Annotated in this window: 22 protein-coding genes and 2 pseudogenes; 16 read left to right on the top strand and 8 right to left on the bottom strand. The window is 72.0% G+C overall.

The window, feature by feature from the left end:
- Nucleotides 1–902 (bottom strand): acyltransferase domain-containing protein (locus DY218_RS15975; protein WP_233521630.1); only part of this gene is annotated, 902 nt, incomplete at its 3' end.
- Nucleotides 903–997: 95 nt separating this feature from the next.
- Between DY218_RS15975 and DY218_RS15970 the strand changes: the two genes are divergently transcribed.
- The 11 genes from DY218_RS15970 to DY218_RS15920 all read left to right on the top strand — a co-directional run bounded on the left by DY218_RS15970 (nt 998) and on the right by DY218_RS15920 (nt 13,148).
- Complete coding sequence (locus DY218_RS15970; RefSeq protein WP_199566750.1) at nt 998–2,596, top strand: acyl-CoA carboxylase subunit beta; 1,599 nt, start codon at nt 998–1,000, stop codon at nt 2,594–2,596.
- Complete coding sequence (locus tag DY218_RS15965; RefSeq protein ID WP_128556702.1) at nt 2,593–2,808, top strand: acyl-CoA carboxylase epsilon subunit; 216 nt, start codon at nt 2,593–2,595, stop codon at nt 2,806–2,808. The genes DY218_RS15970 and DY218_RS15965 overlap by 4 nt, the downstream gene beginning before the upstream one ends.
- A gap of 170 nt (nt 2,809–2,978) precedes the next feature.
- Nucleotides 2,979–3,896 (top strand): alpha/beta hydrolase, encoded by a 918-nt coding sequence (locus tag DY218_RS15960; protein ID WP_128556701.1) that lies wholly within the window; start codon nt 2,979–2,981, stop codon nt 3,894–3,896.
- Between the two features lie 106 nt (nt 3,897–4,002).
- Nucleotides 4,003–4,842, top strand: coding sequence for an IclR family transcriptional regulator (locus tag DY218_RS15955; RefSeq protein ID WP_128556700.1), 840 nt, complete (start codon nt 4,003–4,005; stop codon nt 4,840–4,842).
- A 196-nt stretch (nt 4,843–5,038) separates the two neighbouring features.
- Nucleotides 5,039–5,686, top strand: coding sequence for an ABC transporter permease (locus DY218_RS15950; protein ID WP_199566749.1), 648 nt, complete (start codon nt 5,039–5,041; stop codon nt 5,684–5,686).
- Nucleotides 5,679–6,683 carry an ABC transporter ATP-binding protein gene (locus DY218_RS15945; RefSeq protein ID WP_199566748.1) on the top strand — a complete coding sequence of 335 codons (1,005 nt, stop codon included), beginning with the start codon at nt 5,679–5,681 and terminating at the stop codon, nt 6,681–6,683. Before DY218_RS15950 ends, DY218_RS15945 begins: the two co-directional genes overlap by 8 nt.
- Nucleotides 6,680–7,447: an ABC transporter permease gene (locus DY218_RS15940; RefSeq protein WP_128556698.1), complete on the top strand. Its 768-nt coding sequence runs from the start codon at nt 6,680–6,682 to the stop codon at nt 7,445–7,447. The genes DY218_RS15945 and DY218_RS15940 overlap by 4 nt, the downstream gene beginning before the upstream one ends.
- Before the next feature lie 75 nt (nt 7,448–7,522).
- Entirely contained in the window at nt 7,523–8,473 is a 951-nt protein-coding gene (locus DY218_RS15935) for an ABC transporter substrate-binding protein (RefSeq protein WP_128556697.1), read from the top strand.
- Nucleotides 8,446–9,378 carry a nitrilase-related carbon-nitrogen hydrolase gene (locus DY218_RS15930; protein ID WP_128556696.1) on the top strand — a complete coding sequence of 311 codons (933 nt, stop codon included), beginning with the start codon at nt 8,446–8,448 and terminating at the stop codon, nt 9,376–9,378. Before DY218_RS15935 ends, DY218_RS15930 begins: the two co-directional genes overlap by 28 nt.
- A gap of 17 nt (nt 9,379–9,395) precedes the next feature.
- The gene (locus tag DY218_RS15925; protein WP_128556695.1) at nt 9,396–10,226 is read left to right on the top strand and encodes a DUF6282 family protein; all 831 of its coding nucleotides are present in this window, start codon (nt 9,396–9,398) and stop codon (nt 10,224–10,226) included.
- Between the two features lie 42 nt (nt 10,227–10,268).
- Nucleotides 10,269–13,148 carry an FAD-binding and (Fe-S)-binding domain-containing protein gene (locus tag DY218_RS15920; protein WP_128556694.1) on the top strand — a complete coding sequence of 960 codons (2,880 nt, stop codon included), beginning with the start codon at nt 10,269–10,271 and terminating at the stop codon, nt 13,146–13,148.
- Nucleotides 13,149–13,422: 274 nt separating this feature from the next.
- On the opposite strand, the gene DY218_RS15915 is transcribed toward DY218_RS15920, so the two are convergent.
- The 6 genes from DY218_RS15915 to DY218_RS15890 form a co-directional block, all read right to left on the bottom strand.
- Nucleotides 13,423–14,910 (bottom strand): long-chain-fatty-acid--CoA ligase, encoded by a 1,488-nt coding sequence (locus tag DY218_RS15915; RefSeq protein ID WP_128556693.1) that lies wholly within the window; start codon nt 14,908–14,910, stop codon nt 13,423–13,425.
- Nucleotides 14,911–14,954: 44 nt separating this feature from the next.
- Nucleotides 14,955–16,670 (bottom strand): aldehyde dehydrogenase family protein, encoded by a 1,716-nt coding sequence (locus DY218_RS15910; protein ID WP_128556692.1) that lies wholly within the window; start codon nt 16,668–16,670, stop codon nt 14,955–14,957.
- Between the two features lie 63 nt (nt 16,671–16,733).
- Entirely contained in the window at nt 16,734–18,089 is a 1,356-nt protein-coding gene (locus DY218_RS15905) for an MFS transporter (RefSeq protein WP_233521629.1), read from the bottom strand.
- 85 nt (nt 18,090–18,174) lie between these two features.
- Complete coding sequence (locus DY218_RS15900; RefSeq protein ID WP_128556691.1) at nt 18,175–19,098, bottom strand: TauD/TfdA dioxygenase family protein; 924 nt, start codon at nt 19,096–19,098, stop codon at nt 18,175–18,177.
- Nucleotides 19,099–19,235: 137 nt separating this feature from the next.
- A complete protein-coding gene (locus DY218_RS15895; RefSeq protein ID WP_233521628.1) occupies nt 19,236–19,778 on the bottom strand; it encodes a TetR/AcrR family transcriptional regulator in 543 nt (180 codons plus the stop codon).
- 102 nt (nt 19,779–19,880) lie between these two features.
- Entirely contained in the window at nt 19,881–20,228 is a 348-nt protein-coding gene (locus tag DY218_RS15890) for a VOC family protein (protein ID WP_128556689.1), read from the bottom strand.
- A 177-nt stretch (nt 20,229–20,405) separates the two neighbouring features.
- Here DY218_RS15890 and DY218_RS15885 point away from each other — a divergent pair, with 177 nt between their 5' ends.
- From DY218_RS15885 to DY218_RS15870, 5 genes and pseudogenes are all read left to right on the top strand, one after another.
- Nucleotides 20,406–20,858 (top strand): MmcQ/YjbR family DNA-binding protein, encoded by a 453-nt coding sequence (locus DY218_RS15885; RefSeq protein WP_128556688.1) that lies wholly within the window; start codon nt 20,406–20,408, stop codon nt 20,856–20,858.
- A 90-nt stretch (nt 20,859–20,948) separates the two neighbouring features.
- Nucleotides 20,949–21,448: pseudogene (locus DY218_RS35850) on the top strand (serine/threonine-protein kinase); the annotation flags it as partial.
- A gap of 1 nt (nt 21,449) precedes the next feature.
- A partial coding sequence (locus DY218_RS15880) for a protein kinase domain-containing protein (RefSeq protein WP_233521627.1) occupies nt 21,450–22,742 on the top strand: 1,293 nt, incomplete at its 5' end.
- A gap of 33 nt (nt 22,743–22,775) precedes the next feature.
- Entirely contained in the window at nt 22,776–23,573 is a 798-nt protein-coding gene (locus DY218_RS15875) for an FHA domain-containing protein (protein WP_128556686.1), read from the top strand.
- 168 nt (nt 23,574–23,741) lie between these two features.
- Nucleotides 23,742–25,865 carry a bifunctional serine/threonine-protein kinase/ABC transporter substrate-binding protein gene (locus tag DY218_RS15870; protein WP_128556685.1) on the top strand — a complete coding sequence of 708 codons (2,124 nt, stop codon included), beginning with the start codon at nt 23,742–23,744 and terminating at the stop codon, nt 25,863–25,865.
- A gap of 80 nt (nt 25,866–25,945) precedes the next feature.
- On the opposite strand, the pseudogene DY218_RS35170 reads toward DY218_RS15870, so the two are convergent.
- A pseudogene (locus DY218_RS35170) lies at nt 25,946–26,068 on the bottom strand (transcriptional regulator); the annotation flags it as partial.
- Nucleotides 26,069–26,414: the final 346 nt, after the last annotated feature.

The following is a 26,414-nucleotide window of genomic DNA, read 5'->3' as shown; positions in this document are numbered from 1 at the left end:
AGCGCGGCGAGCACCGCGCTGCGGCCCGAGCGCACCGCCGGGTGCCCACGGGCCGGCGCGCTGAGACTCTGGGACGGCCCCGCCTCGACGAGCAGCCGGTCGCCGTCCCGCAGGACCCGGTCGAGGGTGGGCCAGAACAGGACGGGAGCCGTGGGCTGCACCGCCCAGAAGTCCGCGTCGACCGCTTCCGGCTCGCTCAACAGGCCTGCCGTGTAGGCGGAATAGAGATCCGTGCGCGGGACGGACAGTCGCATGGCGCCGATGAGCTCCCGGGTGCCGAGCACCAGCGGTTCGAGGGCCGGACTGTGGTACGGAGTATGCGTCGCGAGCCGGCGGAACGTCCTGCCGTCCGCGGCGAGCCGCTCGGCGACCGCGTGGAGCGGGCCCCGAGGTCCGGACAGCACGGTGTGCCGCGGTCCGTTGACCGCGCCCACCACCACACCATCGCCGACGTACCGTGTCACCTCGCGCTCGGCGGCGGCCACCGCGAGCATGCCGCCCGCCGGAGTGGTGCGCTGCATCCGTACACGCTCCCGGAGCAGCCGCACCGCGTCGTCCAGGCGGAACACACCGGCGAGCACGGCCGCGGCGAACTCGCCCATGCTGTGCCCGAGATACGCACCGGGCCGCACGCCCCAGCTCTCGACGAGCCGCCCCATCGCGTAGTCGACGGCGAACAGCAGTGGCGCCGCACGGGAGTCGGAGTCCAGGGGCACGGCGGGGGAGTCGGCCAGCCAGTCGGCGCGTACCGCCTCGCCCTCGGCGCCCAGTTCGGCGAGGACCGCGTCGACGGCGGCGGTGAAAGCCGGTTCCGGGCCGTAGAGACCGGCCGCCATGCGCCGGTGCTGGGCGCCGGTGCCCGGGAACATCAGGACCACGGAGCGGTGCGTCGGACGCGTCATGGCGTGAGGGTGAACCGCCCGGGTCGAGCCGCACTCCATCCGTACGTCCAGAGGCCGTCGAGCCCGCCTTGAGCCGGCGCCTGCACTCTGGGCGCATGAGCGTCGTCGAGGAATCGTCCCTGAACAACGCCGCCCCCGAGGACGGCCGGCTGCGCGACCGGACCGCCGAACTCGCCGATCTGCACGAGAAGGTGCGCCGTGGGCCCGGCGAGCATGCCACCGAGGCGCAGCACGCCAAGGGCAAACTGACCGCACGTGAGCGCCTCGCGATCGTCTTCGACGAGGACACCTTCACCGAGGTCGAGGAGCTGCGCCGGCACCGGGCCACCGGCTTCGGCCTGGAGGACCGCCGGCCGCACACGGACGGCGTCGTCACCGGCTGGGGCCAGGTGAACGGCCGTACCGTCTTCGCCTACGCCCATGACTTCCGGATCTTCGGCGGTGCCCTCGGCGAGGCCCACGCGGAGAAGATCCACAAACTGATGGACCTCGCCGAGTCCGCGGGCTGCCCGCTCATCGGTCTCTGTGACGGCGCGGGCGCCCGGATCCAGGAGGGGGTGACCGCGCTCGCCGGTTACGGCGGAATCTTCACCCGCAATGTCCGCAACTCCGGTGTGATCCCGCAGATCAGCGTGATCCTGGGACCGTGCGCCGGTGGCGCCGCCTACTCACCGGCCCTCACCGACTTCGTGTTCATGGTCCGCGGCACCTCCCAGATGTTCATCACGGGCCCCGACGTGGTGCAGGCGGTCACGGGCGAGGTGATCACGCACGACGCCCTCGGCGGCGCCGACGCCCACGCCTCCGTCTCGGGCGTGGCCCATGTCGCGTACGACGACGAGCAGAGCTGCCTGGAGGACGTACGCCACCTGCTGTCCCTGCTGCCGTCCAACAACCGCGAGCTGCCGCCCGCCGAGCCCACCGGGGATCCGGCGGACCGCCGCACCGAGGCCCTGCTCGACCTGGTGCCCGCCGATCCGGGGCGGGCCTACGACATGCGGGCGGTGATCGGGGAGATCGTCGACGACGGTGACTTCTTCGAGGTCCAGGAGTCCTGGGCGACCAACGTCATCTGCGCACTGGCACGGCTCGACGGGCAGGCGGTGGGCATCGTCGCCAACCAGCCCGCCGCCTTCGCCGGAGTCCTCGACATCCGTGCGTCGGAAAAGGCCGCCCGTTTCGTACAGACCTGCGACGCCTTCAATCTGCCGCTGGTGACCCTGGTGGACGTACCCGGTTTCCTGCCGGGGGTCGACCAGGAGCACGGCGGCATCATCCGGCACGGCGCCAAGCTGCTCTATGCGTACTGCAACGCGACCGTCCCCCGGGTGCAGCTCATCCTGCGCAAGGCCTACGGCGGGGCGTACATCGTCATGGACTCCCGCTCCATCGGTACGGACATCTCGCTGGCGTGGCCGAGCAACGAGATCGCGGTGATGGGCGCGGAGGGCGCGGCGAACGTCGTCTTCCGCCGGGAGATCGCCGCGGCCGCGGACGCCGAAGCGACTCGCGCCCGGCTGGCCAAGGAATACCGGGCCGAGTTGATGCACCCGTACTACGCGGCCGAGCGCGGCCTCGTCGACAGTGTGATCGACCCGGCGGAGACCCGGAGTCGCGTCATCGGCGCCCTGACCATGCTGCGTACGAAACACGCCCCGCTCCCCACGCGCAAGCACGGGAACCAGCCCCAGTGAGCGGCCCCGGCGCCGGTGCCGTGCGGGTCGTCCGCGGTGCGCCACGGGACGAGGAGCTCGCCGCCCTGCTCGCCGTGCTCACCGCACTCGCCGGCACGACCGGCCCTCCGCACGGCACACCCGCACCGCCTGCCCCGTGGACGCGCGACTCCCTCCCCCGGCAGGCCACGAGCCCGCTCGCCCACCGCCTCCCGACGTGGCGCGCACGGTAGATCCACTCCGCCCTCTGCTCTCCCCATGCAGCCGCCCGCCGCGCGGTGCAGAAACTGCACCCGACGGTTGCGGGTCATGCATCGACGTCCGAGAGTGGCCGCCCGAGACAAGCAGGGCCCGGAACGGACCGGAACGACCCGGACGGCCCGGAACGACACAGGGGATTGCCGTGATTCAGAAGGACACCGCGTTCTACAGCGAGGGCAGCCGCCTCGAAGCCACCGTCTACTACCCGGACGACCTGGCCGACAGCGCCCGGCGTCCGGCACTGGTGGTCAACTCCGGCTACCAGGGCTTCAACGAGTTCTACCCCAGGATGTTCGCGGAGCGCATGACCGAGCGCGGCTTCGTCTGCCTGGGCTTCGACTACCGCGGCATGGCGGACAGCGAGGGCGAGAAGGGCCGGGTCCTGATCGAGGAGCAGGCCCAGGACATCCGTAACGCGGTGACGTTCCTCGCCGCCCAGGACGGTGCCGACCCGGAGCGCATCGGCCTCATCGGCTGGGGCATGGGCGCGGCGAACGTGATCCTCGCCGCCGAGAAGGCCGGCGGCGAGGTCGCCGCGGTCGCGTCCCTGAACGGCTTCTACGACGGCCGGCGTTGGCTGAAGTCCATCCACACCTACGACGAGTTCCAGAAGATCGTCGCCGAGGTGGCCGAGGACCGGCGCCGCCGCGTCCTGGACGGCGCGTCCAGGCTCGCCGACACCTTCGAGCACTACCCGCTGGACCCGGCCACCGGCGACTACGTCGAGAAGGAGCTGTCGCAGGTCCACGGCTTCGGTCACCCGACCCGGCTGCAGTTCACCGAGTCGATCCTGGACCTCAAGGTGCAGGACGTGGTGGCGCACCTGTCGGCGCCGCTGTTCATCGGCCACGGCGAGCGCAATTCGCTGCACCCCTACGACGAGTCCCTGGCCCTGTACGCCGCGGCACCCTCGCCCAAGACCCTGTACACGATCGACGGCCGGCACAACGACTTCATGTACGGCGACCACCCGGAGTTCGTGCTGCTCTGCGACCGCCTGCGGGAGTTCTTCGACGAGGCCTTCGCGGCCGCGGCCCCGGTGCGGAGCGTCTCGGCCTGAGGGGCGCGCAGGAGGATGGACGCGAGAGGTGCAGAAAACGCAACTCACCGTTGCGTGTAATCTCGCCGCCCGTCTATCTATTCATACCGCTCACCAAGGATTCGGTATGGCTCTCGAGCAGAACACCCCCGCGCGGAAGACCTCCGCGCCGAAGCCCCCTGCAACAACCCGCAGCGGCGCCTCGCGCGTGATGACGATCCTGGAGATTCTCGCATCGGCGAACCCGGTCGAGTACCCGGACGGCCTGAGCGTGGCCGACGTCGCCAGGATGCTGGGCCGCGAGAAGTCCGTCGTGTCCCGGCAGCTCAAGAGTCTCCTCGAGACCGGCATGGTCGCCAGACGCCCGTCGAAGCGCTACGAACTGAGCTGGCGCCTCTTCTCGTTGGCGGTACGGGCCGGGGACCAGCGGCTCACCAAACTCGCCGGTCCGATGGTCCTGAAGCTGGCCGAGACCGTACGGGAGCGCAGCCACCTGAGCGTGCTCTCCGACGGCGAGGTGCTCACCGTCCTCTCCGAGGGGTCCAGACGGTCCGTCGAGGCGGTCAACTGGGTCGGCCACACGGTCCCGGTGCACCGCAGCTCCAGCGGCATGGCCCTGCTCCTCGACTACGAGGACGAACATCTCGTCGACATGATCAAGCGGGGTGAGTCCCGCATCCCGGACCGGGAGGCGGGCGAGTTCCTCGCCCAGGTGCGCCAGGCCCGCCGGCGCGGCTACACCGTCGCGAACCGGGTCTTCGACCCGGAGCTGGTGGGCATCGGGGCGCCGATCCGGGACTTCACCGGCCGGATCACGGCCGCGGTGAACATCTCCGGACCCGCCTTCCGCGTGGAGCCGCACATCCCGGCCCTCGCGGGCCAACTGCTCACGACGGCACGGGCCCTGCAGACGGCCCTGTGCTCCGAAGTACGCACCACCACAGGACCGGAACCCGGCGACCCCTGACGGCCACCACCGGACCGAGCGCCCCCGTCGCCGGTCACCGTGGCCGCGCAGCACCCCTTGAAGACCCGCCCCGGAGATCGGAGAGCACGATGCGACATCACACTCGTCCCCAGGCCGCGTCCGGCGCCGGCGCAGCACGGCCGCAGCCGATCACCGCCGGGGCCGTGCGCCGCGCCCGTGTGCGGGCGGCCGCCCCGTGAACCTGCTCTCCTACATGTCCGAGAACGCCGCGTACCTGTGGTTCCTCACGCGGCAGCACATCGAGCTGGTGCTGCTCAGCGTCCTGATCGCCTCGGTCGTCGGCGTCGGTCTCGCCGTGCTCACGCAGACCCTGCCCGGACTGCGGCGTGCGCTGCTCTCCGTGACGGGGTCGCTGCTGACCATCCCGTCGTTCGCGCTGTTCGCCCTCGCCATCCCCGTGATGGGACTCGGGGTCGCGCCCACGATCGCCGCCCTGACCGTGTACGGGATCTTCCCGATCCTGCGGAACGCGGTCACCGGCATCGAGGAGGTCGACCCGGCCGCCGTCGAGGCCGCCCGCGGACTCGGCATGAGCTCGGGACGCCGACTGCGCACCGTGATCCTGCCGCTGGCCTGGCCGGTGATCCTCAACGGGATCCGCACCGCGACGATCATGCTGGTCGCCACCGCCGCCATCGGCGCCGTGGTGCGCGGCCCCGGCCTCGGCCAGCTGATCTTCCAGGGCCTCGACCGCCTCGGCGGGGCCAATGCGCTGGAGGAAGCGCTCTCCGGAGTGATCGGAGTGGTCTGTGTCGCTCTGGTCCTCGACCTGCTGTTCATAGCCGTAGCCAAGATCACCGCTCTGCGAGGTTGGAATGTCTGACCGGCCCACCCCGAGCCCCGACGCCATGATCGTCCTCGACGGGGTCTCCAAGCGATATCCGGGTCAGGACAAGGCGGTCGTCTCCGATCTCTCGATGGAGATCCGGCGCGGCGAGTTCGTCGTCCTGGTCGGCCCCTCCGGCTGCGGCAAGACCACCACCCTGCGGATGATCAACCGCCTGGTCGAGCCCACCGCCGGTCGGATCCTGATCGACGGCCGGGACGTCACCCACGTCGACGGCGACGAACTGCGGCGCGGCATCGGCTACGTCATCCAGCAGATCGGCCTGCTGCCCCATCTGACGATCGCCGACAACATCGCCCTGGTCCCCAAGATGCTCGGCGTGGCCAAGTCCGAACGCCGCGCCCGGGCCCTGGAGTTGCTCGAACTGGTCGGCCTCGACCCGGCCCTGCACGCCGACCGGCACCCCCGCCAGCTCTCCGGCGGCCAGCAGCAGCGCGTCGGCGTGGCCCGCGCGCTCGCCTCCGATCCGCCGGTGATGCTGATGGACGAGCCGTTCGGTGCCGTCGACCCGATCGCGCGGGAGAAGCTCCAGACCGAGTTCCTGCGGCTGCAGGAGCGCATCCGCAAGACGATCGTGATGGTCACCCACGACATGGACGAGGCGCTGCGCCTCGGCGACCGCATCGCGATCTTCGACTCGGGCTCCCGGCTCGCCCAGTTCGACACCCCGCTCGAGATCCTCAGCAACCCGGCCGACGATTTCGTACGCGACTTCGTCGGATCCGGCGCCCCGGTCCGCCGGCTCTCCCTGCTGACCGTGGCGGACGTCCTCGGCACGGCCCCGTCCACCGCGGCCGGAGCCGGGCGCGCCATCGAGGTCGACCCGGGCGACAGCGTGCACACCGCCCTCGAGCAGGTGCTCGCCGCCGGCGCCGAGGGCATCGAGGTCGCCGTACCCGAGGAAGGCAGCCGCTTCCTCGACCTGGGGACCCTGCTCACCGCCGCTTCCCAGCCGGCGAAGGTGCTGACATGAGTACGGCGGCGATGACGGAGACCAGCCGCTCCGCAGCGGGTACGGAACGGAAGTCGCGCACCTGGGTCCTGCCGTCGGTCGTCCTCGCGCTGCTCGGGACCCTGTGGCTGTACGTCGGCTCGCTCGACCTCGATTCGGTCGAGGCCCGCAGCCTGGCCGGCGATGTGGTGCTCGGCGCGCTCTGGCAGCACATCCAGCTCGTCGTCGTCTCGACGGTGCTCACCGTCGCCGTCGGCGTACCCCTCGGCGTGGCGCTGACCAGGCCCGGCATCCGCAGGGCGGGCGCGATCGTGCTCGCCGCCGCCAACGCCAGCCAGGCCGTGCCGTCGATCGGCGTGCTCGTACTGCTCGCGATGATCTTCGGTGTGGGCTTCTGGATGGCCGTGGTGGCGCTCGTCCTGTACGCCCTGCTGCCGGTGCTCCGCAACACCATGGTCGGGATCCGGCAGGTCGACCCCGCACTGATCGACGCGGGGCGCGGCATGGGGATGAGCACCCGCGAAGTGCTCCTCACCATCGAACTGCCCCTGGCCGTACCGGTGATGCTGGCCGGTATCCGGGTGGCGCTGATCCTCAACGTCGGTGTCGCCACCCTCGCCGCGTTCACCAACGCCGGCGGCCTCGGCTCGGTCATCTCCTCCGGCATCGCCCTGGACCGGATGCCCGTACTGATCGTCGGCAGTGCGCTCACCATGGCGCTCGCCCTGACCGTCGACTGGCTGGCCGGCCTCGCGGAACGTGCGCTGCGCCCGCGCGGCATCTGACCCCGGATCGACCACGAGCCCGCCCAGGGCTCCCACCACGCCCCCACACCCTGAGCTCCACGAAAGGGCTTCAGCATGCGGAGAATCATGGTGACGGCCGCGAGCCTGCTCGGCCTCGCGCTCACCAGCGGCTGCGCGCTCTTCGGCAATCCACCCGGCACCGGCGGCGGCACCGCGGACAGCGGCCCCCTCAAGGGGACCAGTGTGAACGTCGCCTCCAAGAGCTTCACCGAACAACTGGTCCTGTGCGAGATCACCGCCCAGCGCCTCGAGTCGCAGGGCGCGGAGGTCGAGCGCACCTGCGGCATGAACGGCACCAACTCGGTGCGCGCCGCCCTGTCGTCCGGCTCCGTCGACATGTACTGGGAGTACACCGGCACCGGCTGGCTCGCCCTCGAGCAGCAGGGCGACGCGAGCGACCCGGAGACCGTGTACCGCAAGGTCGACGCCGCGGACCGGGACCGCAACGGCATCGTGTGGCTGCCGCCCGCCCCGGCGAACAACACCTACGCCCTGGCCGTGAAGAAGGCGACCGCGAGGAAGTTGGGGATCAGCACCCTCTCCGAGTACGCCGAGCTCGCGAGGAAGAACCCGTCCAGGGCCGGCTTCTGCGGCGCCTCCGAGTTCTTCGGCCGCGACGACGGCTGGTCCGGGCTGCAGCAGACGTACGGCTTCAAGCTGCCCAAGAAGCACGCGGCGGAGCTGGCCGCCGGGCCGATCTACGACGCCGTGGCCCGCGCGAACCCGTGCACCTTCGGTGAGGTCTTCGCGACCGACGGCCGCATCCCCGCCCTCGGCCTGACCGTACTGAAGGACGACAAGAAGTACTTCACGCCGTACAACCTCTCGCTGAACGTGCGGGACGCCGTACTGAAGAAGAACCCGAAGGTCGAAGCGGCCATGGAGCCGGTGTCGAAGCAGTTGACCACGGCCACCATGCAGCGGCTCAACGCACAGGTGGACGTGGAGGGCAAGAGGCCGGAGGAGGTCGCGCACACATGGCTGAGCTCCCACGTGACGGACTGACGTCCGCCGGACCGCGCGGCGGACTGACGTCCGCCGGACCGCGCGGCGGACTGACGTCCGGGGCCGACGAGTCCGCGACGCTGAGCGTCGGACTGCTGCAGACCGCGCCCGTCTTCGGCGCGCTCGACGCCAACCTGGCCGGCATCGAGGAACTGCGCGCCCGGATCGGCCCCGTCGACCTCGCCCTGACCCCCGAACTCTCCCTGCACGGCTACGGATTCGCCCCGCACCGCCAGGAGGACCTGCTCACCGAGGACGATCCGCGGCTGGCCGCACTCGCCGCCGCGGGCGTCGGCGTGGGCTTCGCCGAGCGCAGCCCCGCCGGGCTCCCCTGGAACTCGTACCTGCTGTCCGATCCGCAGGCCGGCACCTCCCATCTGCACCGCAAGCTGCAGCCGGTGTCGTACGCGCCGTGGAACGAGCATCTGTCGTTCCAGCCCGGCGCCGTGCTGCGGGCCACCACCTTCCGCGGCGTGCGGATCGCCACCGTCATCTGCAACGACATGTGGCACCCCGTCGTGCCCTGGCTGGCCGCCCGCGACGGGGCCGAGGTGCTGATCGTGCCGGTGGCCAGCATGGAAGGGGCCGATCCGGCGAGGATCCGCCGCACCTGGGAGGTGATGCTGGAGCACGCCGCCGTCCTGCTGCAGTGTTACGTCGTCTTCGTCAACCGCTGCGGGACCGACGGCGAGGCGCTCTTCTGGGGCGGCTCACGGGTGATCGGCCCCGGCGGGGACGTCCTCACCGAGCTCGGCGGTGAGCCCGACGCAACCAGTGCCGAGCTCGACCTGGCGGCCCTGCGCCGACAGCGCCGCGACGTCCCGCTGCTCGCCGAGGGCCGGACCGACCTGCTGCCTGCCGCCGGACCGAGCTCCTGCCCGGCCACCTCCACGAACACCCCCTGAGAGAAGCGGAACAGCCCGTGTTCGACGTCCATGTCCACGCCGCCCCCGATGTGCTCGCCCGCATCGGCCACGACGACCAGATCGCCGCCGGATACGCCGCCGCCGGCTACAGCGGCTTCGTCCTGAAGGCGCACCACGAATCCACCGTGGGCCGCGCCAGCGCCCTGGCCCGCTCGACCGGCCTGGACGTCGTCGGCGGCATCACCCTCAACCGCGCGGTCGGCGGGATCAACCCGGCGGCCGTCCTGTCGGCACTCTCCTCCGGCGGGCGCGTCGTCTGGTTCCCGACGGCCGACGCACACACCCAGGAGAGCGCAGGACTGCCCCGGCTCGGGGACCTGGACGAGCGCCTCGACCGCTCCGTCCTCGCCGTCCCGCCCGTACTGGACGAGGGCCAAGAGGCCGCACGGAACGCGGAGTTCGTGCTCGATCTGATCGCCGAGCACGACGCGGTCCTGTGCACCGGGCACGTCAGCGGCCCCGAGTGCCGCTGGCTGCTGGACCGGGCGCAGGCCCGCGGCATCCGCCGCTTCCTGCTCACCCATCCCTCGTACACCGTCCCCGGTATGACACCGCAGGAGATCGCCGAGCTCGCCGAGCGGGGCGCGTACGTGGAGATCACCGCGTACCAGCTCTTCCACCAGGCCGGGATGACGCCCGCCCGGCTCGCCGATGTCGCCCGCGCGGCGGGGGAGCGGCTCGTCCTGGCCTCCGACGCCGGACAGCCCGACAGCCCCGAGCCGCCCGCGGCCCTGGCCCAGCTCATCGACGCGCTCGCCGGCGAAGGCCTCGACCGCGGCCTGCTGCGGGCCGCCGCCGCGGACGTCCCCCGGCAGCTCGTCCTCTGACACCGCGACCGCAGGCCGCACCACCCCTCCAGGAGCAGCACGATGGACGCGCCCACCAGGACCAGCGCCAGTACCTCGGCAACCGGACCGACCGCCCCCGCCGAGGCCTTCCTCGACGAGCTGCGCGGCCGCCTCGGCGACCTCGTCGACGGCTCGTCCGCGACCCGGGCCGCGTACTCGACCGACGCGTCGAACTACCGGATCGTCCCGGGGGCCGTGCTGACCCCCAGGACCAAGGACGACGTGATCGCCGCGGCCGGCATCGCCCGCGCGCACGGCGTCCCCGTCACCGTCCGCGGCGGCGGCACGTCCTGCGCCGGAAACGCGATCGGCCCCGGACTCGTCATCGACTTCTCCCGCCACATGAACCGCGTCCTGTCCCTCGACGCCGATGCCTCGACTGCGGTCGTGGAACCGGGAGTTGTACTCAGCGTGCTCCAGGACGCCGCCCGCCCCCTCGGGCTGCGCTTCGGCCCCGACCCGTCCACCGCCACCCGCTGCACCCTCGGCGGGATGATCGGCAACAACGCCTGCGGCCCGCACGGCCTGTCGTACGGACGCACCGCGGACAACGTCGTCTCGGGGACCTGGCTCACCGGCAGCGGCGACATCGTCACGGCCGGCTCCGGCCCGGACGCGCTCGCCCAGGTGCCCGGCCTTGAAGCCTTCGTCGCCGAGCATCTGGCCGTGCTGCGCACCGAGTTCGGCCGCTTCGGCCGGCAGATCTCCGGCTACTCGCTGGAACACCTGCTCCCGGAGAACGGCCGCAATCTCGCCGCCGCCCTCACCGGCACCGAAGGCAGCTGCGGCATCCTCCTGGAGGCCACCGTCCGCCTCGTCCCGCAGGCACCGGCCCCCGCCCTGGCCGTACTCGGCTACCGGGACATGGCCACCGCCGCCGACGACGTACCGAATCTGCTGCCCTTCCGCCCGCTCGCCCTCGAGGGCCTGGACGCCCAGCTCGTCGACGTCGTACGCCGCGCGCACGGCAGCGCCGCCGTGCCCGAACTGCCCTCGGGCGGCGGCTGGTTGATCGCCGAGGTCGGCGGGGCGGTCTCCGCCGATGCGGTCGCCGCGGCCGGCAAGCTCGTCGCCGCCTCGCACGCCACCGACACCGCCGTACTGCCCGCGGGCCCCGAGGCCACCAGGCTCTGGCAGATCCGCGCCGACGGTGCGGGCCTCGCCGGGCGTACGGCCGACGGCAAGCAGGCCTGGCCCGGCTGGGAGGACTCCGCGGTACCGCCCGAACGGCTCGGCGACTACCTGCGCGGCCTCGAAGCGCTGATGTCCGACGAAGGTGTGTCCGGCCTCGCCTACGGCCACTTCGGCGACGGCTGCGTCCACCTGCGCGTCGACTTCCCGCTGGACGACGGCAGCGCCCCCATGCGCCGATTCCTCGAACGCGCCGCGGACCTGGCCGCCGAGCACGGCGGCTCGCTCTCCGGCGAACACGGCGACGGACGCGCCCGCTCCGAGCTCCTGCCGGCCATGTACAGCCCCGAAGCCCTGCGCGCCATGGCCGAGTTCAAGGCACTGCTCGACCCCGAGGACCTCCTGAACCCGGGCGTCGTCGTCCGCCCCGCACCCCTCGACGCGGACCTGCGCCGCCCGCGGGCCCGCTCCGTCCGGGCCGGCGACGGCTTCGCCTTCGCGCACGACCGCGGTGACATCACCGGCGCCGTGCACCGCTGCGTCGGCGTCGGCAAATGCCGCGCCGACCTGCGCGACCAGGGCGGCTTCATGTGCCCCTCGTACACCGCGACCCGCGACGAGAAGGACTCCACGCGCGGCCGCGCACGCGTGCTCCAGGAGATGCTCAACGGCGGCCATGTCACGGACGGTTGGCGATCCCCCGAGGTGCACGAGGCCCTCGACCTCTGCCTCGGCTGCAAGGCCTGCGCCAACGACTGCCCCACCGGCATCGACATGGCGATGTTCAAGTCCGAGGCCCTGCACCGCACTTACCGCGGCCGTCTGCGCCCGATCGGCCACTACACCCTCGGCCGCCTCCCGCAGTGGCTCCGACTCGCCGCGCCCTTCGCCCCGTTGGTCAACCTCGCCGGCCGCGTCCCGCTGCTGCGCCGCGCCATGCTCGCCATGATCGGTGCCGACCCGCGCCGCTCCCTGCCGACGCTGCCGCGCAGACCGTTCCGCAGCGACCGGCGCCGTCAACGGCGTACGGAAGCACCCACCGGCGCCCCCAGGACCGTCCTGTGGGTCGACTCCTTCTCCGACGCCCTCGACCCGGACATCCCGCGCGACGCCGTCGACGTCCTGACCGCCGCCGGCTGCGATGTCGAGATCGCCGCGCCCGGCGCCTGCTGCGGCCTCACCCTGATCTCCACCGGCCAGCTCACCGCCGCCAAGGCCAAGCTCCGCAGGACGATCGACATCCTGCTCCCGTACGTACGCGAAGGCCGCACCGTCGTCGGACTCGAACCGAGCTGCACCGCCACCCTCCGCTCCGACCTCGAGGAACTGCTGCCCGACGACCCGCGCGCGGCCGAACTCGCCCGATCGGTCAGCACCGTCGCCGAGTTTCTCACCTCGATCGACTGGACCCCGCCCCGCGCCGCCGAGAAACTCCTCGCCCAGCCGCACTGCCACCAGCACGCGGTCATCGGATACGACGCCGACCGCGCGCTCCTCGAATCGATGGGCTGCGATGTCGAGACCTCCGCCGGCTGCTGCGGCCTGGCCGGCAACTTCGGTATGGAGAAGGGCCACTACGAGGTCTCCGCGAAGATCGCCGAGGACGGCATCCTGGCCCGCGCCGCGGCCGCCCCCGACCGGCGCATCCTCGCCGACGGCTACTCCTGCCGCACCCAGGTACGCGACCTCGCCGACCTCGACAGCCGCCACCTGGTCCAGATCATCGCGGCCGCGCTGCGCACCGGGGGTGTCGCGGCCCGGGAGCGGTGAGGGACGCCCGCCGAGGGTGCCGGCGCCCGTGGCCCCGGTTCTCAAGGATCAGGGACTCCGCAGCCGTGTACGAGACGACTCCGGCGGCCGGCGACGAGAGCGCGGCGATCACCACCAGGAACGAGACGCGACCGTGAAGCCCGCCGCCGATCCTCTCCGAGGTGGCGGAGGCGAACCCCAGCCGGACCACGGGGACCAGCAGCCCTGCGACGAGCAGGATCATGCGCAGCTGACCGGGCACCGGATGCGGATCACTCGGCGACGGGCGGTCGGTTCAAGCGGGCCGGGTGGCCGCGATCTCCCGCTTCACGATCTTGCCGGTGGCTCCCTTGGGCAGGGTGTCGAGGAGCCAGATCTCCCGTGGGTACTTGTACGGGGCGACCCGCTCGCGGACGAACTCCCGCAGCTCCTGCGGGGTCGTACCGGCACCGGGGCGCAGAGCGACCGCCGCGCCGACCTCCTCGCCGAGCTCCGTGTGCGGCAGGCCGACCACGGCGGCCTCGGCCACCGACGGGTGCTCGTGCAGGACCTCCTCGATCTCGCGCGGATAGACGTTGAAGCCGCCGCGGATGATGAGGTCTTTCTTGCGGTCGACGATGTAGTAGTGGCCGTCCTCGTCGACCCGGGCCAGATCGCCGGTGTGCAGCCAGCCGTCCTTGATCGCCTCGGCGGTGGCATCGGGGCGGCCCCAGTAGCCCTTCATCACGTTGTGTCCGCGCACACAGAGCTCGCCGACCCCGTCACGTACCTCGGTGAGCCGCAGCTCGACCCCGTCGATGGGGGTGCCGATCGAGCCGGCCTTGCGCGGGAGGTCCGGGTGGTTGAACGAGGCGACCGGTGAGGTCTCGGACATCCCGAAGCCCTCGAGGACGGGGCAGCCGAATGCCTCCTCGAAGCCGCGCAACACCTCGACGGGCAACGAGGCACCACCCGAGGCGCACAGCCGCAGCGTCGACACGTCGTACCCGTCCGCCTCTCCGCTCCGGGCGGCCAGCATCGCCGCGTACATGGTGGGCACCCCGGCGAACACCGTGATCCGCCGCTCCTGCACGGTCCGCAGCGCGAGCCGGGGATCGAAGCGGGTGAGCAGCGTGAGCCGGGCGCCCACCTGCACGGCCGTGTTCATGGCGACGACCTGACCGAAGGTGTGGAACAGCGGCAGCGCGTTCAGCACATGGTCCTGCTCGGTGAGGCGGAACAGCGAGCCGGCGGTCACCGCCGAGTTCCGGGAGAGGTTGTCGTGGGTGAGCTCGGCGCCCTTGGGCGGTCCCGTGGTGCCTGAGGTGTAGAGGATGACGGCGGTGTCGCCGCCCGCGCCGACCGAGGCGCCGGCCGGCTCCGGGTGTGCGGCGAGCAGTTCACCCAGTCCGCCTTCGGTGACCGGGACCAGCACCGTCCCGCTGTCCGCCGCCTCGATCCCGGCTTCCGCCTCGGCGGCCGCGGTCTCTTGGGCCAGGATCAGCGCCGCGCCGGAGTCCCGCAGGCAGTGTGCGATCTCCCGGGACTTGAGCAGCGGGTTCATCGGTACGACTACGGCGCCGGCCCGCAGCGCCCCGTAGTACAGGGCCGGGAACTCCACGAGGTTGGGCAGCATCAGGGCGACGCGGTCCCCGGGCCGGACCCCACGCGCGGCGAGCATCGTGGCCGCACGCCCGGCGAGCGTGTCGAGTTCGGTGTATGTCAGTGCGGCCGTGTCGAGTTCGACGGCGGTACGGGCGCCGTGCCGGGCGGCGGTACGGCTGAGGTGGTCGGCGATGTTCAATGGATGGAGCCCTTCGGTGGCGGAGGATCCTGCTGGTGGAGGGGTCAACCGCGCAGCGCGGAGGCGAAGATGCCGGGCAGCTTCGCGACGGAGGGCGCCGCGGTGAACCGGGTGAGGCGTTCGAGGGTGGTGAGCGCGGTCCGGTTGGTGACGAAGTACGGCGGGCGCGGCGAGAGTGAAGGACTGCCCTGCAGAAGTCCGCGCGGCGACGGCGCGAAGGGTGCCCGCAGCACGGTCTTCTCGATCTGTTCGTCGGCCAGCAGATACGCGTTGTGCACGAATCCGATGCCGCTGCCGATGTCCTGGCGGGTGTGGCCCGGGTGGGCGCCCCACGGCGTGTAGCCGAGCAGAAAGCCGATCGCGGACCAGCAGTTGACGCCGATCGTGCCGTACCGCAGGTCCGTCACGGCCCGCTCGACCGCCGCCAGGTGGCGGCGCTCGGTCCGCGGGTCGACGATCAGGGTCGCGCCGAGTGTGCCGGGCAGCCGCGCGTCGGTGAACGCCACGGCCTCGGCGAGGAAGCCGTCCGGGGTGGAGCCGGGGAGCCGTACGACACCGAGCGCACTTCCGAACACCTCGAAGGACAGCATCACGTCGTCCTGCGGCGCGACGTCCGGGACGAGGATGCGGCAGTCGGTGTCGCTGTAGACGGCCGCCTCGGGGTGGGCGGTGCGGACGGTACGGAGCCGGTCGCCCGCGCCCGGGTAGTAGTCCTCGCGGTCGGGCAGCTCGACGAGGAGTGCCCGGATCTCGGCGATCAGTCGGTCGGTGCCGTCCCAGTCGTCGGGGACGACGAGGACCTGGGTGGCGACGCAGTTGTGGCCGGAGTTGTTCAGCTTGCTGGTGACGATGTGCTCGGCCTGGAAGCGGAAGTCGGCGTCGCGCCACCGGCCCGGTACGACGATGCAGGGGCTGACACCGCCGAGTTCGCTGCTGAACGGCTTGTCGTTGAGCGGGGTGTCGGCCCGGCGGCGTGCCTCAGCGGCCTCGTCGGTGCCCCACACGATGGCGTCGTGGGTGCGGTCGCTGCCGGTGACATGGATGCTGTCCACTCCGTCGTGACCGCTGAGGTGGGCGCCCTCGGCCGCACCGCCGTCCACGAAGCGCACCCAGCCATGCTCGGTGAACTCGCTGAACACCGCCTCGAAGTGCGGCCGCAGATAGGCGTTGACGGGATTCATCTTGGCGACGACGACCTGCCCGCCCACGTACAGCTTGTGCAGGATGTCGAGGGCCGTGATCGCCGCGACGTTGCCCGCGCCGAGCACGAGCGCGACCCCGGGGTCGGGGGCCTGGCCGCGGTACATGGCCGCTGCCCGGTCCCGTACGGCGCGCGTGGTGGTGCCCGGCCGCGTCCACACCTGTGCGGAGAACCCGTTGAGCAGCAGGGTGTCCCACCCGGAGGCCGGGAAGACGTCCACGCGGGCCCGGCCGTCGTGCTCGTGCACGGCGCCCGCGGCGAGAGGTTCCCGGCCGGCCGCGATCCTGCGGAGCACCCGCAGATACGCGCTCGCGGTCTGGGCGAGCGCCCAGGGAGCGCCGGTCCAGTCGTCGGCGGCCCAGGGCGAGTCGGACGGATAGCCCTTGGCTTCGGCGGCGGCTTCGACCATGGCACTCGCGCCGTCGGCGATCCGCGGCAGCAGCCGCTCGAGCAGCGCGATCCGCTCGGCGAGCGAGGTGGCCGTCCAACTCGCCGCTGCTGCCTGCAGGGTGGCGACGGCATCGTCCAATGCGGCGGTGTCCAGGGTCTGTTCAGCCATGGCGGCTCTTCGGCTCCTCGGATCGGAGGGGATGGCGGGGTGCGGGTGACGGAGGCGCGGGGGTCACAGGTGGCGGCGGGCGCTGGTGCGCACCGCGTCCCTCGCCGGGTCGATGAGCAGATACGCGGCGAGCGCGCCGACCAGCAGGATCAGCCCGGTCAGTACGACGGAGTTCTGGTAGCCGCCGGATCCCTGCGCGTCGACCAGGGACCCGACGACCGCCGGGGCGAGCAGCCCGGATGTGGTCACCACGGCGTTCATCGTGCCGAGCGCACCCCCGCGCCGGGACGCCGGTGCCAGCTCGGTGACCGAGGTGATCGCGACGGTCGCGAAGGCTCCGCCGAAGCCGAGCCCGACGATCAGGAACGCCGTCTTCATGGCCACGCCGTCGGCGAGCGGGAACCCGAGGCAGCCGGTCGCGCCGACGAGCAGCAGACCGGCGCCGACCCGGCCGCGGGCGATACGGCTGCTCACGCCGCGGCGCATGAGCCGCCCGGTGAGCGCCGCCTGGCCGAGCAGCACGGCGGCACCGAGCGCCCAGGGCAGTACGACGAGGGTGCCCGCGGCGGACGCGCTGTGACCGAGCCCGTGCCGCAGCTGGGACGGCAGCCAGACCAGCATCAGGGCGACGGCCCAGTAGCTGGTGAAGTACGCGACGGTGGTGCCGATCCAGGTGCGGCTGGCGAAGATCCGGCGGTACGAGAGCGGGGGCGGCACCGCGGACTCGGGTGAACCCGCCGTACACGCAGGCGATTCGATCGGCATGGACACGGTGTCCGTGGGTGCCGTCGCATCGCGGTGCCGCCCGTCCGCCCCGAGCAGGAACCAGGCCACCGCCCAGACCAGGCCCGCCGCCGCGACCACCCAGAGCGCGGCCCGCCAGCCGTGGTGCTGGATCACCCAGCTCAGGCCGGGTGCCGCGGTGATCACACCCAGGGTGACTCCGAGCGTGATCAGAGCGCCGGGCAGATTGCGCCGATGGTCCGGGAACCAGGACAGGGCGGCCTGTTGGGCGACGGGGAACGCGGGACCCTCGGCCGCGCCGAGCAGCACCCGGGTGGCGATGAGCACCCCCAGCCCTCCGCCCAGCGCGGTCGGCACCTGGGCCACCGACCAGAGCAGCGCCATGACCAGCAGCAGCCACTTCAGTGAGACTCGGTCGGCGAGGAGTCCGACCGCCGCGCCGGCCACCGAGAACATCAGGAAGAACGCGCTGTTGGCCAGCCCGAACTGGGTCGCCGTCAGGTCGAGATCGGCGCGTATCTCCTCGGCCGCCAGACCGAGTACGGCCTTGTCCGCGAAGTTGACCATCATGAAGACGACGAGCAGGCCGGTGATGATCCAGGCGCGCCGTCCGGGCTCGGCGACGGCCCGGATCGGCGTGACCGGTGGTACGGCCGTGGGCTGGGCAGCAGTCACGTGTTCCTCCGGAGCGGGGTGCGTCAATGGCGTGCGGACATGGGGGAATCGGCGGGCGCGAGGAGCGGCACCCGGGGCTTCCGGCTCAGGAGAGCGGCACACCCGCGATCGCGATGCGCTCCATGACCCGGCGCTGCGGGTAGTAGTCGTTGATCGCGTAGTGCTGCACCGCGATGTTGTCCCAGATCGCGATGGAGTCCGGCTGCCAGCGGAAGCGCACCTGATATTCGGGGACGCGGGACTGCAGGACCAGCTCGTCGAGCAGTTCACGGTTCTCCTCGTCGCCGAGGCCGACGATCCGGGTGGTGAAGGGCTCGTTGACGTAGAGCACCTTGCGGCCGGAGCGCGGGTGGCGCACGACCACCGGATGCTCGACAGGCGGCAGCGACTCGCGGAAGCCGGCGATCTGCTCATCGGTCATCGTCGAACCCCAGCTCGGCACCCAGTCGTGCACCGCGGTGAGCCCTTCGATCCGGTCCTTGAGCTCGGGGGAGAGGTTGTCGTACGCGGCCCCCATGTCCGCCCACATGGTGTCGCCGCCGGCGGGCGGCACCTCGACGGCGCGGAGCACCGAACCGAGTGCGGGCGCGGCCATGAAGGAGTGGTCGCTGTGCCAGATGTTCTCGTTGCCCACCGCCATGGCGTCCTTGGCAAGGCGCGAGACGCCCGCGGTCGCGGCGGCGGGGAAGAACGGGTTCGGCTCCGGGCTGCCCCACACGCCGGCCAGGGCGAGGTGGTGCTCGGGCGTGACGCCGTGCTGGTCGCGGAAGAAGATCACCTTCCATTCGAGCAGGGCCTGCCGCAGCTCCGTGACGACGGCCGCGTCGAGCGGCTGCGTCAGGTCGACACCCGCGATCTCGGCGCCGATGTGCGGGGTGAGCGGGCTGATGTCGAGGATGCGGTACTCGGCCGCCGCGGCGCCGGGCGCCGTCCGCTCCAGGGTGCGGCGTCCGTAGTGCAGCAGGGGCTTGTCGAGAACCGGCTGGGGCTGGGTGACGGGCGTTGCCATGGGGATCCTCCGGCGTGGGCTCGTACGACCTGAGATTCGTTACTGGGAGTATCGATATCTGGCAGTGCGAGGGCAAGAGGTCGAGCGCATCGATTTTCGGGCGCGATCCCGCGGGTGTCGCGCGACCGGTCCGGCGTTCAGGCCCGGGTGGTCACCGCGCGCGAGATCAGCTCGACCACCGTGTCCACCAGCCCGCTGTCCGGCAGCTCCATCTCGCCGACGAGCCGGAACACCAGCGGGGAGGCCACCATGGTGGCCACGGACCGGACATCCGTGTCCGGACGCACGTCACCGCGGTCGATGCCGCGCTCCAGGATGCGGCGCGTCTCGCCCATCACGCGGGCCGAGTACGCCCCGTACGCGCTGCGTTCGGCATCTGTCTCCGCGGCCGAACCGATGATGCCTGCCATGAGCCGGGCCACCCCCGGCGAGCGGTACTCGACCAGGCGCGTCTCCAGGATGCGGCGCAGCTCGGCGCCGAAGTCACCGAGATCGGGCACCTCGAGCGGCCCCACCCGGGACTCGGCCGCGGCGATGACGAGATCCTGCTTGGTGGGCCAGCGCCGGTAGATCGCGGGCTTGCTGACACCGGCCCGCTGGGCGACGGCGTCCATGGTGAGCCCCGCCATCCCGCGCTCGGCGATCAGCTCGACCACCGCGTCGAGGACCGCGGGCGTCACCCGCTCCTCCCGTGGCCGGCCAGGCCCCCGCCCTGTACCCCGTATCCGCTTCTCGACCATGGGGTCGACCCTATGCGGCGCCGGATCCCGGTGAGCGGGGCGTCAGAGGTGCCCCAGCACATTGATCACCCGGCCGTTCGGATCGCGGGCGAAGAAGCGGCGGACGCCCCACTCCTCGTCCTGCAGCGGATGGACGATCTCTGCACCGCTCTCCCGCACGGCCGCGTACGCGGCGTCGACATCGTCCACCTCCACACTCACGTCGGGCGTCACGGGGCCGGTCTTGTCGGCGGTCATGACGCTGATCTGGGCGGCGGGGGCGGACGGGGGAGCGAAGGTCACGATCCACCCTTGGTTCATCACTTCTTCGAAGCCGAGCAGGCCGTAGAACTCTCGGCTCGCCTCGGCGGCATCCGACTGGAAGTTGGGCACGACACGACGAACGTTCAACGCATTCCTCCGAGTTGATCACGGTGTACGTTCCGATCTCCCAGGCGTACCACGCGGGTCCGACATCGCGGAGGCCCGCCCGCCCGGAGTGATCTACCGTAGGAAGAGCAGCGAAACCAGCGAAACCGTCGACAGCGCTGCTGCCGCCGCCCAGAGCCGAGATCGGTCCGATTGCCCATGCCCCACCCCGTGATGTTCGAGGACGACGATCCGTACCTGGTGCGGCTGCGCCGGGTCGCGCTGGCCTTCCCGGACGCGGAGGAGCGCATCGCGCACGGCCGGCCGGGCTTCCGGGCCGGCAAGTTCTTCGCCTGGTACGGCGGTTCGACCAAGGGCACGGCCGACACCCGCATCCCGTACGACCAGGGGCTGATCATCCTGCCCGACGACACCGACCGCGCGGCCCTCGCCGAGGACGAGCGCTTCTTCGCGCCCGCCTACCTCGCCCCGTCCGGCTGGATCGGCCTCGACCTCTCCGCGGACGGCGCCACGGCCCCCGACGACGTGGACTGGCAGGAGGTCGCCGAACTCCTCGACACCTCCTACCGCCAGGTCGCGGGTGTACGGCGGGTGGCGCGCCTGGACGAGCAGGGCGGGCCGGCGGGCACACCCGAGCCGCCGCCCACCTGACGGCAGCGGATGGCCGAACCGCTCGCCGTGGCGGCCCCGTACTGACTAGGCTCGGCGGCGGAGCGGGCCGGCCGCACAGGCGGCGGGCGAGTGAGATGTCGGGGGACGGGCGTGCAGCCGCACGAGGTGGTCGACGGGCGGTACGAGCTGCTGCGGCAGGTCGGAGCGGGCGGATTCGGGACCGTGTGGGAGGCCCGCGATCTGCGGATGCGGCGCCTCGTGGCGATCAAACTGGCGCACCGGGCCGGCACCGAGGTGCAGACCGAGCGTTTCCTGGGCGAGGCGTTCAGCGCGGGCGGGCTCAGCCACCCGGGCATCGTGACCGTGCACGACTACGGCGTGGCCGAGAGCGGCCGGCTGTATCTGGTGATGGAGCTCGTCGACGGTGAACCGCTCGACGCCGTACTGAGCCGCGGACTGCCCCCGCTTCGACAGTCCCTCGAGTGGACCGTGCAGCTCTGCGACGCCCTCGCGACGGCGCACGGACACGGCGTGATTCACCGCGACATGAAGCCCGCCAATGTGCTGATCCAGTTCGAAGGCCGGGCGAAGCTCGTCGACTTCGGCATCGCCAAGGGGCCGGCGCAGCANATCCAGTTCGAAGGCCGGGCGAAGCTCGTCGACTTCGGCATCGCCAAGGGGCCGGCGCAGCAGCGCGAGTCCACCGCCCCCGGTGTCGTCGTCGGCACGCTCGCCTACACCGCGCCCGAACGCTTCACCGGCGTCAGCGGCGATCCGCGCTCCGACCTGTACGCCGTGGGCTGCCTGCTGCACGAGCTGTGCACGGGCAAGCCCCCGTACCAGGAGACGACCGGCACGGAGAAGAACGTCGACACGGGGAAGAACGTCGACACCGGCAGGAACGTCGACACCGGCAGGAACGTCAAGAGGACGAACCTCAAGCAGTGGCACGAACTGCACACGCACGCCCCGCCTCCCCGCCTGAGCGAATCGCGCACGGACGCGCCGCCCGGGCTCGAGCAGCTCCTGCTCGAGCTGCTCGCCAAGGATCCCGCGCAGCGACCGCGCGACGCGGCCGAGGTACGGGACCGGCTGCGCGAACTCGCGGACGGCGCCGGCCCGTCGGAGATCCGGAGCCCGCAGCCCGGCGCGGGACCACCGGAGCGACCGAAGCTGCTCGACGCCCCCACCCTGCCGCCCCTCGCCGCGGACGAGCTCGCGCATCTCCCGCTCCAGACCGGTCCCGCCGCACCCGCACCCGCACCGAGCCCGGCCCCGGCGGCCCCTGGTGCCGACCGGCGCCGCACCGTGCTCGTCGTGGTGGCCGCCGCCGCTGCGGTGCTCGCCGTGGCCGTACTGCTCGCCCAGCTGCCCGGCGGCCGCCAGGGTGCGGACGAGGCCGGGTCGGGACCCGGCGCGTCCGGCGCCCCGGCCCCCGGCGACAGCCGTACGCCCGAGTCCTCGCCGTCCGCGTCGAAGCCCTCGGACGCCGGGAAGTCCTCGGCGGCCACGAAGACGCCGGAGTCGTCCAAGTCCGTGGCGGAGGCGGGGGAATCCTCGTCGCGCCGCCCCTCCCCGTCACGCCCCGCGCGCGACTCGGGCAAGCCGTCCGCAGCCGCGAGCGACCCCGCCGTCGCCACCGTCGGCCACGAGGTGGGCTACGACGGCTGTCCCGAGGGCCGGGCCTGTGTGTACGAAGGCTGGGACGGCACCGGCTGGGCGGCCTACGTACCGGGCTGCGGCAGTCACGATCTGCGCGGCCTGCGCCTCATGGTGTCGTCCGTGCGCACCGCGGGAAATCCGCTGACCCTCTACGACGACCAGGGCGGACAAGTCGGACACGTGGGCAGTTGGACCTCGACCAACCTGGCCGAGGAAGAGGAGTCGGACGAAGCAGTTACGGTCTACGTGCAGTGCCCCTGAGTTCGACGTGGCGCGGAGGCGGAAGGAGCGGACATGCGGCCGATCAAGGCGGGACGGCACCATGTGGAGCTGCTGCCGCCCACCACCGCCTCGCTCGCGGCCGCACGGCTCGACGCACCGCCCGGCACCCTCTTCGTCCTGACGGAGAGCGGCGGCGTCATGTCGACGCCGAAGGCGAACTTCAGCGTGCTCTTCGGACGCAACGAGCCCGAGGTACAGCTCTGCATCGGCGTCGACGACCCGCACATCAGCCGCTGCCACGGCCGGTTCACCTGCGACGGGCGCGACTGGTGGGTGCACAACGAGGGCCGGCTGCCGATCCGGCTGCCCGGTGAGCGGCTGCTCCTCGAGGGGCGCGAGGAGCAACTGCGGGGATACAGCGCCCTGTTCATCAAGAGCCCGATCGGCCGGGAGTACCTGCTCGAGGCGCGCATCATCGAACCGCACGGGCCGGTGGCGGCGGCCGCGGCCCACGACACCACGCGCCGGCACGGGGCATGGGACATCGGCCGGGACGAGAAGCTGGTCCTCATCGCACTCGCCCAGCGCTATCTGCGCCACGAGCCCTATCCGCAGCCGCAGTCCTGGCGGCAGGTGGCGGACGACCTCAACGCGGCCGAGGGGCAGGGCCGTTGGAACTCCCACCTCGCCGCGAACGTGGTGGAGCGGGTCCGGGGCCGGCTCTCCGCCGACGGCGTGCCCGGGCTGACCCGCGAGGAGGTGGGCGAGCCGGTGGGGAACGCGCTCAACCACAACCTGATCAAGGAGCTGCTCGTCAGCGCGACCCTCGTCCCCGAGGACCTGAAGCACCTCGGCACCGGCCAGGCCTGACCCGCCCGCCACCGCCCCCGCGCCCGTACCTGCATCCGCACTCGTACCCGACCCCTGCTCCGGGACCGGTCCCGCGCCTCCTCTGGCACCGTCCCCGGTGCGGGGACACCGCACCGGGGACGGTGTCCCCGCACCGACGTGACGACAGGAACGGGCAGGAGACGAGCGGTGGGGATCGAGACAGGGGTCGTACTCGGAGGCAAGTACCGGCTGGACGCGCGCCTGGGCGCGGGCGGTATGGGCACGGTGTGGCGCGCACGCGACGAGATGCTCGCGCGCGACGTGGCGGTCAAGACCCTGCAGCCGGCGACGGAGTCCGGTCCGGGCGCGGACTACGAGGCGGCCGTGCGCCGTTTCCGGCGCGAGGCCCGCGCCGCCGGCGTGCTGGACAGCGCCCATGTCGTACCCGTGCACGACCTGGGCACCTTCCGCGAGCCCGGCGCACCGCCGGTGCCGTATCTGGTGATGCAGCTGGTCACCGGCCAGTCCCTGGCCGAGCGCCTGGCCGAGGAGAGCCCGCTCGCCGTGAGCCTGACCGCCCGGGTGGGCGCCCAGGTGTGCCAGGCCCTCACGGCCGCCCACGCGGCGGGCGTGGTGCACCGCGACATCAAGCCGTCGAACATCATGCTGAGCGACGGCGGCCCCGCGAAGGTGGTGGACTTCGGCATCGCCAAGTTCGTCGCCGACATCACGGGCAACGCCGTCACCGAACCGGACGGCCCCGCCATCGGCTCCGTCCACTACATGTCCCCGGAGCGCTTCCGCGGCGGCGAGCCGGTCACCGCCTGCGACCTGTACGGGCTCGGCTGCGTCCTGTACGAAATGCTCACCGGCAGCCCGCCCTTCACCGGCGACACCGGCGTCGAGATCATGCAGGCGCACTTCACCCGGGCGCCCCGCGCGGTGCGCAGCACCCGCCCCGGCGTGCCGGCCGAACTGGACAAGCTGGTCGCGGAGTTGCTCGCCAAGACCCCCGACGCCCGGCCGACCGCGGCGGAGGCGGGACTGATCCTGCAGCGCCTCGCGCAGGAGCTGGCCGCCGCCACCGGCGGCCACGCACGGCACACGGTGCCGCCGCCGGCGCCGAAGTGGCGCCTCCCGCGGCAGCGCTGGATCCGGGCGGGTCTGGTGGCCGGCGCCGGTGCGGCGGCCGTGGCCCTCGTCGCCGGTCTGGTCCACGGCCTGGGCGACGACCAGGACGACAAGCCCGCGGGCGGCGGCGCCGCGCGAGTCATCGCCGTGGTCGGTGACTTCAACGGCGAGGGAAAGCCGGGCGCCAAGTCGGCGTACCACAGCGTCCGGCTCGCGCTGCGGCAGGCGAAGGACCTCGAGGTCCCGGTGAAGGTCGTCAAGCACGACGACTCGGGCACGGCGGACGGCGCGGAGCGCGTCGCGCGCCGCCTGGTGGACGACGACCGGGTGGTCGCCGTGATCGGCCCGGTGGGGGACCCGGGCTCGGAGCTGATGGAGAAGGCCTCGAAGACGTACGCCCAGGCCGGGGTCGTGCTGATCAACCCCTGGCAGCAGCAGACCGGCGACCTCGGCGCGACCACGTACCAGCTGATGGGGAATCAGCAGACGAAGCTGGACGCGACGGTCGCCCTCCTCGAGCGTCTCCACGGGGCGGATCTGGTCAAGGGGGTGCAGTACCTCTCGGACGGCACCGACACCGGTACGCAGGAGATGGGCCGCTACTTCGGCGCAACGGTCAAGTCCGGTTTCCCGTCCACGAGTTCGATCGACGCCGACGAGCTCGCCGCCAACGTCCGCGCGGCCATGCGCAACGACTACAACGTCGTCTACTACACGGGAAACCAGGCGATGTTCCGCAAGGTCGACACGGAGCTGACCAAGGCGGGCTTCCGCGGCCTGCGACTCACCGACGACGCCTCCCTCGACGGCGAGTACCAGGTCAAGTCCCGCTGGCTCGCCACCCGCGACTACTGCTCGTGGAACGACCGCTTCGACACCGACTACGAGGACGCCTACGGCGACACCGCGTCACTCGGCGGAGTCGAGGCGTACGACGCGGCGGTCGTCGTTCTCACGGCACTGCGCGAGACACCCGCCCGAGCGGACCACGCGGACGTGCGCCAGAGCATGACCAGGACCATCGGCGAACTCTCGCCCAAGGGCCAGTGCCACCCGGACCTCCGCTTCGGCCGCGACGGCTACCTCCTGAACCCGATCACGTTCCTCGACCTGTATGAGACCGGCGACAGCACCAACAGCGAGATCGGCGACATCAGCGACGCCGAGGCGACGGACCAGGCAGAGAAATTGTTGAAGTGAGGCCCACGCTGGGCACGCAGCGCGCCCATCGAGTCCGGGGTGTGGCGTACGCGGGAACCCGAGCCCAGGAAGTTGCGCCAGGCGGCGTTCTCGCGGCGCAGTCCTGCCCGGCGCCGTCGACCACCGCCGGGCAGCCCGGCCGCCTCGGGGGTGACGCGGTCGCGCCAGTGTCGCAGTGCCTCACCCAGGGGCGTCCTCGCCATACGGCCAGTGTGCCCGACGCGTGAGTCCGTACGGCGGTTCCTGCCTGGTACTGCCAGTCCCAGGAACGAGAGGCCACTGGCTGTCGGCGGTGTTTGTCCGCATCGTGGAGAGATGACGGACGCGGCCCGCCCGCATCGCACGACGGGACGCCTGAGCAGAACGCTGTCCCGCGCATGAGCGCCGACGACCTCGTCACCGGAGTGCTCGCCGGCATCGAACTCGGCGAGACCGTGATCGCTCCCGGCGTCGAGGACCGCCGCCTGCTCGACGACGTCTTCACGGCCGGACTCGCCGCTTTCGGCGCCCAGAGCGCCGAGCTCGCCACCCGCTACCGCGGCCGGACAC

It is taken from the genome of Streptomyces triticagri, from assembly GCF_003429565.1.
GTDB classification, from domain to species: Bacteria; Actinomycetota; Actinomycetes; order Streptomycetales; family Streptomycetaceae; genus Streptomyces; species Streptomyces triticagri.
This window is presented reverse-complemented; position numbering and strand designations above follow the sequence as displayed.